Source organism: Bacteroides faecichinchillae JCM 17102, assembly GCF_000614145.1.
Taxonomy (GTDB): Bacteria; Bacteroidota; Bacteroidia; order Bacteroidales; family Bacteroidaceae; genus Bacteroides; species Bacteroides faecichinchillae.
Genome location: NZ_BAKK01000022.1, coordinates 17,027 through 34,511 on the forward strand (window position 1 = coordinate 17,027; position 17,485 = coordinate 34,511).

The window sequence follows — 17,485 nt, forward strand, 5'->3', positions numbered from 1 at the left end:
TTTTAGCTTCCCTCACTTAATATTATTCTATTCACTTAGCAGTGATTTTAGAAGTATGGGAATTTCAGCCGGTTCCTTGGCCACTTGAATTCCCGCAACTGTAAGTGCAGTGATCTTTTCTTGAGCAGAGCCGGAGCTTCCAGAAATTATAGCTCCTGCATGTCCCATTTGTTTTTCCGGAGGAGCGGACTGTCCTGCAATAAAAGCAACTACGGGTTTGGTGATATGCTTTTGTATGTACTCGGCAGCTAGTTCTTCGGCATTTCCACCGATCTCTCCAATCATAACAATTGCTTCTGTTTCATCATCATTTTGAAACATTTCTAATAATTCACGGAAATAAAGCCCAACGACCGGATCACCCCCCATACCAATGGCAGTCGATTGTCCCATGCCATTTGTTGTCAGATGATAAACAATCTCATAAGTTAAAGTTCCACTACGACTGATTACTCCAATATTTCCTTTCTTAAATACGTTTCCCGGTAGAATACCCACAAGGCTTTCTTCCGGTGAAATTAGTCCAGGGCAATTCGGACCAATTAATTTAGCACCTTTGAGCTGGGTGAAACGATAGGCTTTGATGACATCTAATGTAGGCACGCCTTCAGATATACAGATAATTAATTTGATTCCTGCATCTGCTGCTTCCATGATAGTATCAACTGCATGACTTGCGGGGACAAAAATGATAGAGGTATTAGCTTGCGTTTGTTTTACAGCTTCATACATCGTATTGAATACCGGAAGTCCGTCGATTTCAGTTCCTCCCTTTCCTGGAGAAGTACCTCCTGCGACATTGGTACCATATTCTTTCATTTTCACAGCATGAAAATGTCCGTCTCTTCCTGTTATTCCTTGTACTAATAAGCGAGTCTCTTTATTAATAAGTATGCTCATACATTTCCTCCTTTCACTGATTGTACTGCTAATAAAGTTGCTTCATTCATTGTTTCTGCTACTTGAAAATGACTATGGTCTCTTAATAATCCTCGACCTATATTTTCATTCGTTCCGGTCAGACGAACGATGACTGGAATATCTGTTTGTAGTTGGTCAAAAGCTTGAATTAATCCTAACGCTACATCGTCACAACGAGTAATGCCACCGAAAATATTGATGAAAACAACTTCTACTTTTGAATCATTTAATAATAGCTTCATAGCTTCAACTACTTTTACAGGATTTGAGCTTCCTCCGATATCCAGGAAGTTAGCAGGAGAACCTCCATGAAGTTTAATCATATCCATCGTGGTCATTGCCAATCCGGCGCCATTTACCATACAGCCAATGTTTCCGTCCATATGTACATAACTAAAGCCTCTGTTTTTTGCTGTCACTTCTATTCGCTCTTCAGGAGTTGGCTCAAAAAGAGCATGTATTTCGGGGTGCCGGTACAATGCATTATCATCGAAAACCATTTTGGCATCAAGAGCTATAAGTGTACCTTGGGGTGTTAGTACCAGTGGATTGATTTCGGCTAACGAAGCATCAGTTTCTATAAATGTCTTGTAAAGTTTTTGTAGAATAGAACTCATACGTTCTACTAATTCATTTTGCTTGAAGAATGAAAAAGCGAAACGATGTGCCAAATATGCAGGAAGTCCGATAAATGGATCAATGCTGTAACGGATAATTTTCTCTGGAGTTTTGTGAGCTACTTCTTCGATATCTATTCCACCGGATGCACTTATGATCAAAACAACTGATCGCGTATTTCGATCGATCGTAAAACTAAGATAATATTCGGCAGCTATATCAACAGCCTCACTAACAAGTATTTGTTTTACAGGAAATCCTTTAATAGTCATGTTTAAGATTTCATTAGCATATTGACGTACGGATTCTTTGTTGTTGGCAAGTTTAATGCCCCCGGCTTTTCCGCGGCCACCTGTCAATACTTGAGCTTTTATAGCTACTTTGTCTGTTACTATTTCTTGATAGGCTTTTATAGCTTCGTTGGCAGTGTGACATAACACATGCTGTTCGACTGGAATCCCATACTGAGAAAAAATCTCTTTTGCCTGATATTCATGTACTTTCATGGATGATGGATTAAGTGTTTCTTATATAGAAAACAATCAGGCTAACCAAAAAGTTGTAGGATAAGTAAATGAAAGAGGATAAATAAAAAGGAATGCTCCCATGAAAAGAGCATTCCTTTCTGTGAATTATTTAATTTATTCGATTATGCTATGCCGTGAGCAACAACCGTAGAATCAATTTTCTTGATCAAACCTTGCAACACTGCACCAGGACCACATTCTGTGAAATCTGTTGCGCCATCAGCAACCATATTCTTAACAGTTTGAGTCCAACGTACAGAAGCAGTCAGCTGAGCAACCAGATTCTTTTTGATTTCTACAGGATCAGTATGTGGAAGTGCATCTACATTCTGATAAACCGGACATTTGGGAGTATGAATTTCAGTAGCGTTGATTGCTGCTTCTAGTTCTATTTTAGCAGGGCCCATCAATGGGGAGTGGAATGCACCACCTACCTTCAGCGGGAGTGCACGTTTTGCTCCGGCAGCTTTCATCAGTTCGCAAGCTTTTTCGATACCTGGAACGGATCCGGAGATAACGATTTGTCCTGGACAGTTGAAGTTAGCAGGAACACAAACATCACCTTCAGCATTTACTGCAGCACAGATTTCTTCTACTTTTTCATCCGGCAATGCGATGATAGCAGCCATAGTAGAAGGAGTAGCCTCACAAGCCTTTTGCATAGCCATCGCACGTGCATAAACCAATTTCAAACCATCTTCGAAACTCAAAGCTCCGGCAGCAACCAATGCAGAAAATTCGCCTAAAGAGTGACCGGCAGTCATTTCAGGTTTGAAATCGTCACCCATGCAAAAAGCGGAGATTACAGAGTGCAAGAATACAGCCGGTTGAGTAACTTTTGTCTGACGCAGATCTTCGTCAGTTCCGTTGAACATGATATCTGTTATGCGATATCCGAGGATATCATTTGCTTTTTCAAACAATTCCTTTGCTAAAGCAGAATTTTCATACAGGTCTTTACCCATTCCTACGAATTGAGCTCCTTGACCGGGAAATACAAATGCTTTCATCTTATTCAATATTTAAATTTATTGTTAATTGCGGGTGCAAAGGTACAGATTTTTATAATATAATGGCACAATTTGTTTATTTTTGTGCAGTTCGGTTGGGAAAATGCCATAATGGTCCATTGCCATGACCAATATTTAATTCCTTTCCTGCTGCAATTGCGCTATTGATATATTCTTTGCTCTGACGAACAGCTTCATTCATTGAGTATCCTTTTGCCAGATAGGTTGCAATAGCTGAGGAGAGAGTACAGCCTGTACCATGTAGGTTTTTACTTTTGATTTTTTTTTCTTTATATACATAGGTATTACCATCTAATGTATGAAGTACGTCACACATTTCGTTGTCTGGTAGATGTCCTCCTTTTATAAGAACAGAAATATTATATAATTCAGAGAGTTTCCAAGCTACTTCTGTCATTTCATCCGGAGTATATAATGTTTTTCCTATAAGAACCGCAGCTTCATCCAAATTAGGAGTAATTAAAGATGTAAGTGGAAATAGTACTTTTTTTATTTCTAGAATTGCATCTTCGGTCATTAATTGGCGTCCGCTGGTAGATGTCATAACTGGATCATAAACTATATTTTGGGGCTTATATTTCTTGATACAATCAGCTATAACGTGAACAATGGAAGTGTCATCAACCATTCCTATTTTGATACTATCCGGTTGCATATCGTCCATCACAGCTTCAATCTGTTTGCAGACAATTTCAGAAGGTAATGGGTGTACAGCTTGTACTCCTAATGTATTTTGAATCGTAATGGCTGTAATAGCAGACGCTGCATAGCCTCCTAGTGCAGAAATAGTTTTGATATCTGCCTGAATGCCTGCCCCTCCCGAACAATCAGAACCGGCAATGGATAAAATGATCGGATAACATTTCATTTTAGACTTTTTTTATCGTTCTTCCGCAAAGATAGAATAAAAATAGTAAGGTACAAAATGACATATTGTTTTAAAATTCAATACATTGCTCATGATTATGTTAGTGTTCGTGGTTTTAAAGGTACTTTTCTGATTGAACTGCAATCCATGAAACCGATTAAACATCAATATAATGTAGATATGGTGACTGTAATTGGCTTTTTTGAAAGTTCATAGACTGGATAAAGACTTCATAGTGAGTATCGAGGTAAACCATGCTACTTTAGCCGGACACACTTTAGATTTCGAATTGATGCAAACAATGATGCAAATTATCCGTAACGGTGGATTGGGTATTAGTGGTACGAACTTCGATGCTAAAACCCGTCGTAAGTCTACTGACCTGAAAGATATTTTCATTGTTCATGTTGCAGGTATGGACGCTATGGCATGTGCACTTGAAAATGCGGAACTTTGTTGAATGAATCTCCTTACAAGAAGAAGTTGACTGACCGTTATGTTTCTTTTGATACAGGCAAAGGTGAGGAATTCGAAGAAGGGAAATTACCATTGGAAGATGTAGTTACTTTTGCTAGAACCAAAGGTGAACCAAAACAAATTAGCGGTAAACAGGAACTTTACGAAGCGTTTCTGAACATGTATCATTTTAAAAAAATGTGGCAGTTTCAAACAAAATGACCGCTAAATTAGGTCGCATAGAGGTTAATTCTCTCCAAATTATACGGTCATTTTATCTTCAATATCTTCTATCCTTTACCGGATGTTCCGCTTTCCAAAATACTAACGATAGAGAATAATGTGAAGCAAATAGCTCCGAGCCCTGTCAGAACGCGAGATGGAATAAAGTAATCATCATGCATTGAAGCAAGCTCAAATACGAAAGCAGCAAGGAACAAACAACTCAGTGCTGTCATTATTGGTATCAAAGGAATGCGATTGGATAGTTTGAATTCGTGTCTCCAGATTTTTGCCAGTAAAATCACTTTGCTGGAAATACTGTAGCAGACTAATCCCAATCCGATCATGATATATCCGATTACACCATTTGTACTACTTGAATCAGCAAAAATAACAAAAAGTCCCCAAACGAGAGAGGTTGTTCCCATCAACAAAACGAGTTCCGGCCATTTGCTGCGTTCCTTCTCTGAGTATACATTACGAATTTGACGAGCAATCGTAGCTACTAAAGCAATCAAGCTAGTACAAATACATGCAATTCCTGCCATGACATGACCTGCTACGAAATAGGCGGGATGTGAGTGACTGCTTCCCAATAGAATAAATGCCCATATCCAAGCAACTGTTGATGTGACAATAGCTACTAATTTTAAGATACGTTCCTGTCCTTCTGAAAAAGCTCCATTAGGTATGTCATTTCCGATACTTTTAGAATTAGCAGGAATTAGAGAAAAACGTGTGGAAGAAGTTGCAGCCGTTGCTACGCACATGGTTATCAATCCTACACCTGCTACTACATGACCTGCGACAAAAGAAGAAGAGGAAGTCGAATTTGTGAATATGCATATACCTCCGATGATGGTAATGACTGCAGCTGCATAGGCAAGTATTGGTAGACCATACTTTGACGATTTATTATAAGTATGTATGATTTGCCTAATGATTGTTGCTGCTGTACAGAACAATGCAATACATATCATACCTAGTGAAAACACAACAGGACCAGCCACTACGCGGCTTGGTGCATCTCCATATCCGTAAATAAATGCACCATATCCGAAGCAAAAAACAGCCATTATCAGAGGGATTGCTCTGAATAAAATACTCATTCCGTAATTCATAATTAGATTGCTTTAAAATTTCAACTAAAACAAGGGTACACTCGTTTTGTTTAGGTCCAAAGGTAATTTCTAATTGATAACTTCATGTGAATCCTATTAAAAGTCATCGCTTTTTGCTCGATTAAACAAATGTTTTTGTAAATTTGCACCCTTAAAAATGGGGATACCCCTCAAATTGTAAATTGTAAATAGTAAAATCGTAGATGCAACCATGGGTAAGAGATTTACTGAATATTCGCAGTTTGACCTTTCACAGGTGAACAAAGATGTGCTGAAGAAATGGGACGAAAATCAAGTTTTCGCCAAGAGTATGACAGAACGTGAAGGCTGTCCTTCGTTTGTATTTTTCGAAGGACCTCCCTCAGCTAACGGTATGCCGGGTATTCACCATGTAATGGCTCGTACTATTAAAGATATTTTTTGCCGTTACAAAACGATGAAAGGTTATCAGGTAAAGCGTAAAGCTGGATGGGATACTCATGGACTGCCTGTAGAGCTGGGTGTGGAAAAAGCATTGGGCATTACGAAAGAAGATATTGGTAAGAAAATCTCTGTTGCTGAGTATAACGCAGCTTGCCGTAAGGATGTGATGAAGTTTACCAAGGAATGGGAAGACCTGACTCACAAGATGGGATATTGGGTAGATATGAAACACCCTTATATCACTTATGACAATCGTTATATTGAAACATTGTGGTGGCTGCTGAAACAGTTACATAAGAAAGGTTTACTCTATAAAGGATATACTATTCAACCGTATTCACCAGCGGCCGGAACAGGATTGAGCTCTCATGAGTTGAATCAACCCGGTTGTTATCGGGATGTAAAAGATACAACGGTTGTTGCACAGTTTAAGATGAAGAATCCTAAACCAGAAATGGCAGAATGGGGAACACCTTATTTTATCGCTTGGACAACGACACCTTGGACATTGCCCTCAAATACAGCACTTTGTGTTGGTCCGAAAATTGACTATGTAGCTGTACAATCATACAATCCTTATACAGGAGAACCCATAACAGTAGTTTTAGCGAAAGCTTTATTGAATACTCATTTCAATCCCAAAGCTGCTGAATTGAAATTAGAAGATTATAAGTTGGGAGATAAACTAGTGCCATTCAAAGTGATAGCCGAATATAAAGGTCTGGATTTGGTTGGTATGGAGTATGAGCAACTCATTCCATGGGTGAAACCGGTTGAAGTATTCGAAGATGGTAGTTGGAAAGCTAGTGATAAGGCATTTCGTGTGATTCAGGGTGATTATGTAACCACAGAAGATGGTACAGGTATTGTTCATATCGCGCCTACTTTCGGTGCAGATGACGCAAATGTAGCACGCGCTGCTGGAATCCCGTCTCTTTTCATGATCAATAAGAAAAGTGAGACTCGTCCTATGGTAGACCTGACAGGAAAATTCTATTTATTGGATGAATTAGATGAGACCTTTGTAAAGGAGTGTGTAGATGTCGATAAATACAAAGAGTATCAGGGAGTTTGGGTAAAGAATGCATATGATCCACAATTTACAGTAGATGGAAAATTTGATGAGAAGTCAGCACAGGCTGCCGAATCGTTAGATATTGCTATCTGCATGATGATGAAAGCAAATAATTTAGCTTTCAAAATAGAGAAGCATGTTCATAATTATCCACATTGTTGGCGTACAGATAAGCCTGTACTTTATTATCCGTTGGATAGTTGGTTCATCCGTTCTACAGCATGTAAAGAACGCATGATGGAATTGAATAAGACTATTAGCTGGAAGCCAGAATCTACAGGAACTGGTCGTTTTGGTAAATGGTTGGAAAACTTGAATGATTGGAATCTAAGCCGTTCCCGTTATTGGGGAACTCCATTACCCATCTGGCGTACGGAAGATAATACGGATGAAAAGTGCATTGAATCAGTAGAAGAACTTTATAATGAAATTGAAAAATCGGTAGTGGCCGGATTCATGAAATCGAATCCATACAAGGATAAAGGTTTTGTGCCGGGTGAGTATAGCGAGAATAATTATAATAAGATTGATCTTCATCGTCCATATGTGGATGATATCATTCTTGTATCTAAGAATGGAAAACCGATGAAACGTGAGATGGACTTGATCGATGTTTGGTTTGATTCAGGTTCTATGCCTTATGCACAGATTCATTATCCTTTTGAAAATAAAGAATTGTTGGATAGCCGTCAGGTGTATCCGGCTGATTTTATAGCGGAAGGAGTAGATCAGACACGTGGTTGGTTCTTTACATTACATGCTATAGCTACAATGGTATTTGATAGTGTATCTTATAAGGCTGTTATTTCTAATGGTTTGGTACTTGATAAGAATGGTAACAAGATGTCTAAACGTCTTGGTAATGCTGTTGATCCATTCTCAACCATTGAAAAATATGGTTCTGATCCATTACGTTGGTACATGATTACTAATTCTTCTCCATGGGATAACTTGAAGTTTGACGTGGAAGGTATTGAAGAAGTGCGTCGTAAATTTTTTGGAACTTTATATAATACATATTCATTTTTTGCACTATATGCTAATGTGGATGGATTTGAATATAAAGAAGCTGATGTGCCGATGACTGAACGTCCGGAAATTGATCGTTGGATTTTGTCTGTACTGAATACTTTGATTAAAGAAGTTGATACTTGCTACAACGAATATGAACCGACTAAAGCGGGTCGTCTGATTTCAGACTTTGTTAATGACAACTTGTCTAACTGGTATGTACGCCTGAACCGTAAACGTTTCTGGGGTGGTGAATTTACTCAGGATAAATTGTCTGCTTACCAAACTTTATATTCTTGCCTTGAGACAGTGGCTAAGTTGATGGCTCCGATTTCTCCATTCTATGCAGATCGTTTGTATATGGACTTAATTGCAGCTACAGGACGTGATAATGTGGTTTCTATTCATTTGGCTGAATTCCCGAAATATCAGGAAGACATAATAGACAAGGAATTGGAAGCACGTATGCAGATGGCTCAGGATGTTACATCTATGGTGTTGGCCTTGCGTCGTAAAGTGAATATTAAAGTTCGCCAACCATTGCAATGTATCATGATTCCGGAAACAGACGAAGAGCAGAAAGCACATATTGAAGCTGTAAAAGCTTTAATTATGAATGAAGTTAATGTGAAAGAGATCAAGTTCGTTGATGCTGCTGCTGGAGTATTGGTTAAGAAAGTGAAATGTGACTTTAAAAAGCTGGGGCCGAAATTCGGCAAACAAATGAAGGCTGTTGCTGCTGCCGTAGCTGAAATGTCACAAAAAGCAATTAATGAATTGGAGAAGAATGGCAAATATTTACTGAACTTAGATGGTGCTGAAGCTGTTATTGAAGCATCGGATGTTGAAATCTTCAGTGAAGATATTCCGGGATGGTTGGTTGCTAATGAAGGTAAGCTGACTGTAGCACTTGAAGTTACAATAACCGAAGAATTGCGTCGTGAAGGTATTGCTCGCGAATTGGTAAACCGTATCCAAAATATTCGTAAATCAAGCGGTTTCGAGATTACAGACAAAATAAAAATAACAATCTCGAAAAATACGCAAACGGATGATGCGGTAAAAGAATATAATACTTATATTTGTAACCAAGTTTTAGGAACATCGCTCGATTTGGTAGATGAAGTGAAGGATGGTACAGAGCTAAACTTTGACGATTTCTCTTTGTTTGTCAATGTGATAAAAGACTAATACTAAATTATTGATTAACCTTTTAAACTAGTAAAGTTATGGCAGAAAAGACTAGATATTCGGATGCGGAACTCGAGGAATTCCGTGCCATTATTATGGAGAAGTTGGAATTGGCTCAACGAGATTATGATCAGTTGAAGATGAGTCTGATGGGATTGGATGGTAATGATACCGACGATACATCTCCTACATATAAAGTTCTTGAAGAAGGAGCAAATACGCTTTCCAAAGAAGAAACAACTCGTTTGGCGCAGCGCCAACTAAAGTTTATTCAAGGATTGCAAGCTGCTTTAGTACGTATTGAGAATAAGACATATGGCATTTGCCGTGAAACTGGAAAGTTAATTCCTGCCGAACGTTTGCGTGCTGTTCCTCATGCAACGTTAAGTATCGAAGCAAAGAACAGTGGTAAGAAATAATAGTTAGCTACAAGCTACTAGTGACGAGCTACAAGTAGCTGCGCAATATTTTCGCACGGCACTTGTAGCTCGTTATTTTTAATTTTAGATAGACAAATGAAGAAACTACTTACAAAAGGGAGAATTGCTCTGCTTGTTATCTTTTCTGTATTAATTATCGATCAAGTTATTAAAATATGGATCAAAACACACATGTATTGGCATGAAAGTATACATGTGACAGATTGGTTTTATATTTATTTCACCGAGAATAACGGAATGGCTTTTGGAATGGAAATATTCGGAAAACTGTTCCTTACTACTTTCCGTATTGTGGCGGTTGGCTTGATTGGTTGGTATCTTTATAAAATTATTAAGAAAGGTTTTAAAACGGGTTATATTATCTGTGTATCTCTGATCTTGACAGGGCTTTGGGGAATATTATCGATAGTGTATTTTATGGAGTAATATTCAATGAAAGTACTCATTCACAGATTGCTAGTTTTATGCCTGAGGGAGGAGGATATTCTACTTGGTTCTATGGAAAGGTAGTAGATATGTTTTATTTTCCGATAATTGAAACAAATTGGCCGACATGGATGCCGTTTGTAGGTGGAGAGCATTTTGTTTTCTTTAGTCCAATCTTTAATTTTGCAGACGCTGCCATAAGTTGCGGTATTATTGCTTTATTACTTTTTTATAGTAAATATCTGAATGAATCTTACCATTCATTGGATAATAAAAAGGAAAATGTGGATCATGAAAAATAGATTTCGATTTCATCTGTGTTACATCTGTATATTCGCGCTGGCGATTGCTGGATGTAAAGTGAAAAGACCCGACGATGTCATTCCGGAATCGAAAATGGAAGATATATTGTATGATTATCATATAGCAAAAGCTATGGGAGAAAATTTGCCTTATAATGAAAATTATAAGAAGTCTCTTTATATCGATGCTGTTTTTAAGAAGTATGGTACTACAGAAGCTGTGTTTGATTCATCAATGGTTTGGTATACACGTAATACAGAGGTTTTATCGAAAGTCTATGAAAAGGTGAAAAACCGTTTGAAGAGTGAGCAAGAGACTATAGGGGATTTGATTGCTAAACGCGATAAAAAGCCAAAAATAACAAAGAATGGTGATAGTATTGATGTTTGGCCTTGGCAACGTATGATACGTCTGACAAGTGGGATGATGAATAACCGATATTCATTTGTTTTGCCAACAGACTCGAATTACAAAGATCGTGATACATTGGTATGGGAGGTACGTTATAGTTTTTTGGAACCGGTACTTGCTGATTCTTTGAGAGCAACGACAATGGCTTTACAAGTAATATATGAAAAGGATACGGTTAGTCATTGGAAAACATTCACCTCTCCGGGTATTCAGCAAATTCGTATGTATGCTGATACATTAGGTGGTATGAAGGAGATAAAAGGTTTTATTTTCTATTCGGTGGAAGATAGTTTGAAGAGTAGTGTACTATTGGCTGATCGTTTTGTTATGACTCGTTACCACTGTAAAGATACACTTTCGTTTATTGTACGTGATTCTTTGAATAAGATTGAAGCTTTAAAAGCGGATTCTTTGAAGAAAATTTCTGCTACTAAAGAGAAAAAGGATTCTCTAAGGGCTGAAGAGGGAAGAAAGGATGACAATCAGCGTTTAACTCCAGAAGAAATGAATCGTCGCCGGTCGGGATCTCGCCCGGAAAAGAAACCGGAACAAATTGAAGTGGAACAGCATATTCAACAAGAAAGAATAGAGCAGAGAAGAGAACGCCAGATAAATCAGCGCAGACAGCAGCAGAGGCGCCAGCAAACTACTCGTTAATTGTATGAAACGTTTTGCGGCTCATTATTTGTTTTTGCCGAGTATTGGTTTTATCAAACAATATGTGGTAGAGATTATTGAAGGGGGAAGTGTACAGCATATTTTTCCATTAACTGAGGAGATTGAGTCTATTGAATGGATGCCGGGAGTAATTGCTTTGCTTTCCACAAATGAAATAAAAAACATTGGGATGATTTTTACAAACATCTCAATGTTTGAATCCAATCTTCCCAATGTTTCAAATCAATCTTCCCAATGTTTTTTAAAAGCATTCGAGGAGTCATTACATAAAAGTAAAGCTCTGTATCCTTGCTTATTTTATCCTTTCGATTTTATTTCCATGCAGCCTGTCGCCGAAACTCGGCACAAATTACTGCAGTAGCAATTGCCACATTAAGAGATTCTGAAGTTTCCTTACCTTGAGGATAATTGGGAATATATAGTTTCCGATTAATCAATGTTTCCACTTCTTTTCCTATTCCGTTACCTTCATTACCCATTACAATAATTCCATTGGTGCTTAATGGTTGCTCATACATGTTTTTTCCGTTTAGGAATGTACCGAATATTGGTGTATCGTCTCCAAGAGAACGAATAAAATCTGATAGGGGAGTATAATACACTTTCACTCTGGCAATTCCTCCCATAGTGGCTTGTATGGTTTTGGGGTTGTATACATCTACTGTATTAGATGAACAGATGATATGTTCGATGCCAAACCAATCGGCCAAACGTATAATTGTCCCAAGGTTACCGGGATCTTGTACGTCATCCAAAGCAAGACAAAGTGATCGGTGAACGATCTCTGGATTTAATTTATATTTTGCTTGTTCAAAAACAGCAAGTACTTGTTGCGGGGTTTTCAACAAGCTTGCACGAGAAAGTTCTTCTTGTGAAATTTCTATGATTTCATCTGCTTTACATTCCGGGTGGCTCTGTAGCCAAGAACTTGTAGCAGCTAGAAAGCGACAAGGAAAATGTCCAAGCAAATCACTAACTAGCTTGGGACCTTCTGCCAGAAATACTTGTTCCTCTTTACGTATCTTTTTTAGTTCCAACGAGTGGATATATTTAATTTTGTTCTTGCTTAATGATTCCATATATTTGATATTTTGGGCAAAGCTATAAAGATATTTCCAATTAATCGGTTATTATTTCTATTTTTTCCTGATAATTATTTGGTCTATTAATAATTGTTGTGTAAATAAAATATGCTATCTGCTTAATTTTAGTAGTTTTGCTTAAAAATAGTAGTTTGATATTCAATATAAAATAGAGAATGTATGGAAGGATTGACACATCAAGAGAAAGAAGTAATGATTTACTTTTGGAGAATGGGACCAAGCTTCATCCGAGAGGTAGTAAATGAAATGCCGGATCTAAAGCCTCTTTATACAAGTGTAGCTTCAGTCGTTCTTAATTTAGAGAAGAAGAAGTATTTGTCGCCATTCAAATTTAGGAAATTCTATTCAATACCATTCATTGGTGAAAGAAAGCGATTATAAACGTAACTTTTTGAATGGGATAGTAACGGACTATTTTACCGGTTCGTATAAAGAAATGGTTTCATTCTTTGTCTGGGATCAAAAGATCGGTAAAAAGGAGCTTGAAGAATTGATGAAAATAATAGAAAATGAGGAATCATAAACTGAATACGTATGGAACCTTTTGCAATTTATTTAATAAAAGTCTGATTGTATTATATGCTTTTTATAAGTTGTCTTTTAGTAAAGATACATTTTTCAAATTGAGACGAATGATGTTACTTTTAATATGTGTGATTTCATTTGTTTATCCTTTTATTGATTTTCCGGTTTGGACTGATTAGGGTAATCATTCGGTGGGAAAAACACTTGCAGTTGTTTATGCAAAAATTCTGTCAGAAATTTCAATTTATGCTTCTGTTGTATTTTCTGGTGCCGAGAATACAAGTTGGGCAGTTGAAACTTATTTATGGATAATATATGGAATAGGGATTGCCCTACTGATGCTACTACGATAGTGGTTAAGATTGACGATCGTAACCATGATACGAAAGAAATGGCAGAAATGGGAAACCGGTGAATGTTAAATTTACAATTCCTGTCATGTTCAGAATTGGATGATTGAATTCTGTTAGAATTTTCATAGTTTGCGGAAATTATCACAGACATGCTATTAATCATGCATTTATTATAGTTGTGAAAATTTCCGTAACTGTGGTGAAAAGTACATTTTAAATGTCATTTATCGTTTTGATAATTTTCCCGAACGGAAAATATGCTCTATCTTTGCCATACATTTTACTTCAGGTTTATAGAGATACCGTATGAGGAAAGGATTTCATGGCTTATTTACTTGTGCTATTATTATTTTGTTGCTAGCTTCGTGTACTGCTACGAAGTTTGTGCCGGATGGCTTTTATCTGTTGGATGAAGTCAAAATTCATACAGATAATAAGAATGTTCGTCCTTCATCCTTAAAAATGTATGTACGTCAGAATTCCAATGCTAAATGGTTTAGTCTCATTAAAACACAACTTTATGTTTATAACCTTTCAGGACGTGATTCAACTAAATGGGGAAATAAGTTTCTGAGAAGAATAGGTGATGCTCCTGTTATATATAATGAGAGTGAAGCTCTTCGTTCTCAGGAAGAAATTATGAAAGCAGTGCATAATATGGGTTATATGGCTGCTATCGTAAAAAAAAACGACAAAAGTTAAGAAAAAGAAGATCAAATTACTGTATGATGTAACGGTTGGTGAGCCTTATATTATTCAATCTTTAAAACTCGACATAAATGATACTAAAATAGATTCTCTTTTAAGACAGGATTCGGTGAAGAGCTTATTAAGAGAGGGAATGATATTTGATGTAAATGTATTGGATGCAGAAAGGCAACGTATAACTAATAAACTACTTCAAAACGGTTATTATAAGTTTAATAAAGATTATATCGGATATACGGCGGACACTGTCCGTAATACTTATAATGTAGATTTAACATTACATTTACGTGCGTACAGAGCTCATGAGAATGATTCTGCTGAAGCGCATAAACAATATCAAATCAATGAGATAAATTTTATAACAGATTATGATGTATTGCAGTCGTCAGCATTAAGTAGCGTTAATATAAATGATTCTATTCATTATAAAGGATTTCCTATATATTATAAAGATAAACTTTATTTGCGTCCTAAAGTGCTGACGGATAATCTTCGTTTTGCTTCTGGTGATATATATAAAGAACAAGATGTACAGCAAACTTATTCTAGTTTTGGTCGCTTGTCTGCATTAAAATATACGAATATTCGTTTTATAGAGACTCAGGTAGGTGATACGGCAAAACTTAACTGTTATGTAATGCTGACTAAAAGTAAACATAAATCTATTGCTTTTGAAGTGGAAGGGACGAATTCCGCTGGCGACTTGGGAGCAGCAGCTTCCGTTTCTTTTCAGAATCGGAACTTGTTTCATGGATCGGAAACTTTTATGGTCAAGTTTCGTGGAGCTTACGAAGTTATTTCCGGGCTTCAGGCAGGATACTCAAATAATAATTATACAGAATTTGGTGTAGAGACAAGTATTAATTTCCCAAATTTTCTATTTCCATTTGTGTCTTCTGATTTTAAGCGTAGAATTAGAGCTACGACGGAGTTTGGATTACAATACAATTACCAGCTACGTCCTGAATTCTTGCGTACAATGGCTTCTGCATCATGGAGCTACAAGTGGTCTCAACGTCTGAAAATTCAGCATAAAATTGATTTGATTAATATCGGTTTTCTTTATTTGCCACGTATTTCTCCTAAATTTAGAGAAGATTATATCAATAAAGGACAAAATGATATTTTCCAATATAATTATCAGGACCGACTGATTATTAATATGGGGTATAGTTATCACTACAATAGTACAGGAGGTTCTATTGTGAATAATACAATATCATCTGATTCTTATTCTGTACGTTTCAATTTCGAATCGGCAGGAAATATTATGTATGCTTTATCTAGAGCGACAAATATCCGCAAGAATGATAATGGTGAATACGCTATTTTAGGAATCCCTTATGCGCAATACATTAAAGGTGAATTTGATTTTGCTAAAAATATAAGAATTGATCACCGTAACTCATTGGCCTTTCATGTAGGTATGGGAGTGGCTGTACCTTATGGTAATGCAAAGACGATTCCATTTGAGAAGCAGTATTTTTCCGGTGGGGCCAACAGTGTTCGAGGATGGTCGGTTCGTGATCTGGGGCCAGGTTCTTTTGCAGGAAAAGGAAGCTTAATGGATCAATCAGGAGATATTAAATTAGATGCTAGTATTGAGTATCGCAGTAAGCTGTTTTGGAAGTTTCAGGGCGCGTTATTTATTGATGCTGGTAATATCTGGACTATTCGTGATTATGCTAATCAACCGGGAGGAGTCTTCAAATTTAATAGATTCTATAAGCAGATAGCTGTGGCATATGGCCTGGGACTTCGTTTAGATTTGGATTTCTTTATTCTTCGTTTTGATGGAGGTATGAAAGCTATAAATCCAGCTTATGAGACTAAGAAGGAACATTATCCGATCATTAATCCTAAGTTTAGTCGTGATTTTGCTTTCCATTTTGCGGTAGGATATCCTTTCTGATACAAAAACTAAGCTGTTTCAAAATGAGACAGCTTAGTTTTTGTATCAGTTCTTTTAGTTCTTAACGAGCTGCAAAAAACATTGGATTAGTTGTTGTAGCCTGACGAGCTGCAATCATACCTTGGGCGTCAAGGGTTACGTTCATTCTTTCGCCGTTTGGCATGAACATATCAGCAGTGCCGTCATTGTTCATTTTAACAAGGGGAGCGGTCTCACCATTGGCAACCACATTCCAAGTGTTAGTTGCTTGATCATAGATCAAATCCATAGAAGCAGTTTCGCCTTCTTTAGTAATGGAATAACCATTCTCGAGTGTTTTTACCATGTAATTTCCATTTTCTCCTTTCACCTTTTTCACGTCTCCTACATTAGCCATCGGATTGGTTCCACTCCAGAATTCGATAGAATTGATTACTAAAGCATCGGCTAGATAAGCCACACCGTAAACAGGAATGATGTTGAATGCCAAAAATACAAGTTCATTTACAAATTTGGTTCCAACAGATTGGTTCCAAGAAGTCAGACGATTAAATAAACCAAATGAACCTACACAGGAACTGAATAGTAAACTTCCACTCAGTACAACTGCTACAAATGTTAGTTTGTTTCTTTTCATAACTTAACAAATTCTGATTAATAAATAATGTTACTAATATAGTTCTTAATTGAATGCAAATATAATATTTTTTAATCAGCTTAAGTTATGAATTCTCATTTTTGTTTTATCTCATTTTCCTTTTTATTAGTTGATTTCCTATAAAATAATCAATAGAAAATTTACCAGGTCCTGCAATATACATAAGTATAAAGACTACTAAGTAGATGAATGCTAACTCTTTTACTGTAAAGACATCATTGGCATGAATCACAAAAAAAGCGACGGATATTGTAAAGATCATTGGAATCATAGCTAGTCTATATAAAAAACCAATGATGAAACCCATTGAACATACAAGTTCTCCAAAAATGGCTAATCCGAGAGATAGGGGACTTCCAAAACCTAGAGGATCAGGAAAAGTCATCGAAAGCTCCTGAAAATTACTCCATTTCTGAATGCCATGATTCATTAATAATATTCCGAATATAATTCGGGCTGCCAATAAGAACAATGATACTTTAGTTGTATTTGGCTTAGTTGGAAATAAAAAATTGTAAACCATAA

The 17,485-nt window shown here is 36.9% G+C and carries 12 protein-coding genes and 4 pseudogenes; 8 read left to right on the top strand and 8 right to left on the bottom strand.

Annotated elements, in window-relative coordinates; all coding sequences use genetic code 11:
• Positions 1–27 precede the first annotated feature (27 nt).
• The 4 genes from sucD to thiD all read right to left on the bottom strand — a co-directional run bounded on the left by sucD (position 28) and on the right by thiD (position 3,965).
• Positions 28–900: a succinate--CoA ligase subunit alpha gene (gene sucD, locus JCM17102_RS11995; protein WP_025075304.1), complete on the bottom strand. Its 873-nt coding sequence runs from the start codon at positions 898–900 to the stop codon at positions 28–30.
• Positions 897–2,045, bottom strand: coding sequence for an ADP-forming succinate--CoA ligase subunit beta (sucC, locus tag JCM17102_RS12000; RefSeq protein ID WP_025075305.1), 1,149 nt, complete (start codon positions 2,043–2,045; stop codon positions 897–899). Before sucC ends, sucD begins: the two co-directional genes overlap by 4 nt.
• A gap of 143 nt (positions 2,046–2,188) precedes the next feature.
• The gene (gene fabD, locus JCM17102_RS12005; protein WP_025075306.1) at positions 2,189–3,076 is read right to left on the bottom strand and encodes an ACP S-malonyltransferase; all 888 of its coding nucleotides are present in this window, start codon (positions 3,074–3,076) and stop codon (positions 2,189–2,191) included.
• 76 nt (positions 3,077–3,152) lie between these two features.
• Entirely contained in the window at positions 3,153–3,965 is an 813-nt protein-coding gene (gene thiD / locus JCM17102_RS12010) for a bifunctional hydroxymethylpyrimidine kinase/phosphomethylpyrimidine kinase (protein WP_025075307.1), read from the bottom strand.
• Between the two features lie 84 nt (positions 3,966–4,049).
• Between thiD and JCM17102_RS29710 the strand changes: the two are divergent.
• Positions 4,050–4,643: pseudogene (locus JCM17102_RS29710) on the top strand (apurinic/apyrimidinic endonuclease family protein); the annotation flags it as partial.
• A 68-nt stretch (positions 4,644–4,711) separates the two neighbouring features.
• On the opposite strand, the gene JCM17102_RS12030 reads toward JCM17102_RS29710, so the two are convergent.
• The gene (locus JCM17102_RS12030; protein WP_025075310.1) at positions 4,712–5,764 is read right to left on the bottom strand and encodes a DUF2776 domain-containing protein; all 1,053 of its coding nucleotides are present in this window, start codon (positions 5,762–5,764) and stop codon (positions 4,712–4,714) included.
• Between the two features lie 211 nt (positions 5,765–5,975).
• On the opposite strand from JCM17102_RS12030, the gene ileS reads away from it, so the two are divergent.
• The 5 genes and pseudogenes from ileS (at position 5,976) to JCM17102_RS31690 (ending at position 12,083) form a co-directional block, all read left to right on the top strand.
• Positions 5,976–9,464, top strand: a complete 3,489-nt coding sequence (ileS, locus tag JCM17102_RS12035; protein ID WP_025075311.1) for an isoleucine--tRNA ligase — start codon at positions 5,976–5,978, stop codon at positions 9,462–9,464.
• Between the two features lie 38 nt (positions 9,465–9,502).
• Positions 9,503–9,883: a TraR/DksA family transcriptional regulator gene (locus JCM17102_RS12040; protein ID WP_005931903.1), complete on the top strand. Its 381-nt coding sequence runs from the start codon at positions 9,503–9,505 to the stop codon at positions 9,881–9,883.
• Between the two features lie 96 nt (positions 9,884–9,979).
• Positions 9,980–10,632 (top strand): annotated as a pseudogene (locus JCM17102_RS27415) (lipoprotein signal peptidase).
• Complete coding sequence (locus JCM17102_RS12050) at positions 10,622–11,701, top strand: DUF4296 domain-containing protein (RefSeq protein WP_025075312.1); 1,080 nt, start codon at positions 10,622–10,624, stop codon at positions 11,699–11,701. The pseudogene JCM17102_RS27415 and the gene JCM17102_RS12050 overlap by 11 nt, the downstream one beginning before the upstream one ends.
• 4 nt (positions 11,702–11,705) lie before the next feature.
• Positions 11,706–12,083 carry a hypothetical protein gene (locus tag JCM17102_RS31690; protein ID WP_033886790.1) on the top strand — a complete coding sequence of 126 codons (378 nt, stop codon included), beginning with the start codon at positions 11,706–11,708 and terminating at the stop codon, positions 12,081–12,083.
• Here the strand turns inward: JCM17102_RS31690 and JCM17102_RS12060 are convergent.
• The gene (locus tag JCM17102_RS12060) at positions 12,034–12,801 is read right to left on the bottom strand and encodes a TrmH family RNA methyltransferase (protein WP_025075314.1); all 768 of its coding nucleotides are present in this window, start codon (positions 12,799–12,801) and stop codon (positions 12,034–12,036) included. The two genes, JCM17102_RS31690 and JCM17102_RS12060, sit on opposite strands and share 50 nt — an antisense overlap.
• Before the next feature lie 183 nt (positions 12,802–12,984).
• On the opposite strand from JCM17102_RS12060, the pseudogene JCM17102_RS27420 reads away from it, so the two are divergent.
• Both JCM17102_RS27420 and tamL read left to right on the top strand, forming a co-directional pair.
• Positions 12,985–13,348: pseudogene (locus JCM17102_RS27420) on the top strand (BlaI/MecI/CopY family transcriptional regulator).
• A 661-nt stretch (positions 13,349–14,009) separates the two neighbouring features.
• A pseudogene (gene tamL / locus JCM17102_RS27425) lies at positions 14,010–16,323 on the top strand (translocation and assembly module lipoprotein TamL).
• Positions 16,324–16,384: 61 nt separating this feature from the next.
• Here the strand turns inward: tamL and JCM17102_RS12085 are convergent.
• Together JCM17102_RS12085 and JCM17102_RS12090 are read right to left on the bottom strand one after the other, a co-directional pair.
• Positions 16,385–16,939 (bottom strand): DUF3332 domain-containing protein, encoded by a 555-nt coding sequence (locus tag JCM17102_RS12085; protein ID WP_025075316.1) that lies wholly within the window; start codon positions 16,937–16,939, stop codon positions 16,385–16,387.
• A gap of 106 nt (positions 16,940–17,045) precedes the next feature.
• Positions 17,046–17,483: a DoxX family protein gene (locus tag JCM17102_RS12090; protein ID WP_025075317.1), complete on the bottom strand. Its 438-nt coding sequence runs from the start codon at positions 17,481–17,483 to the stop codon at positions 17,046–17,048.
• Positions 17,484–17,485: the final 2 nt, after the last annotated feature.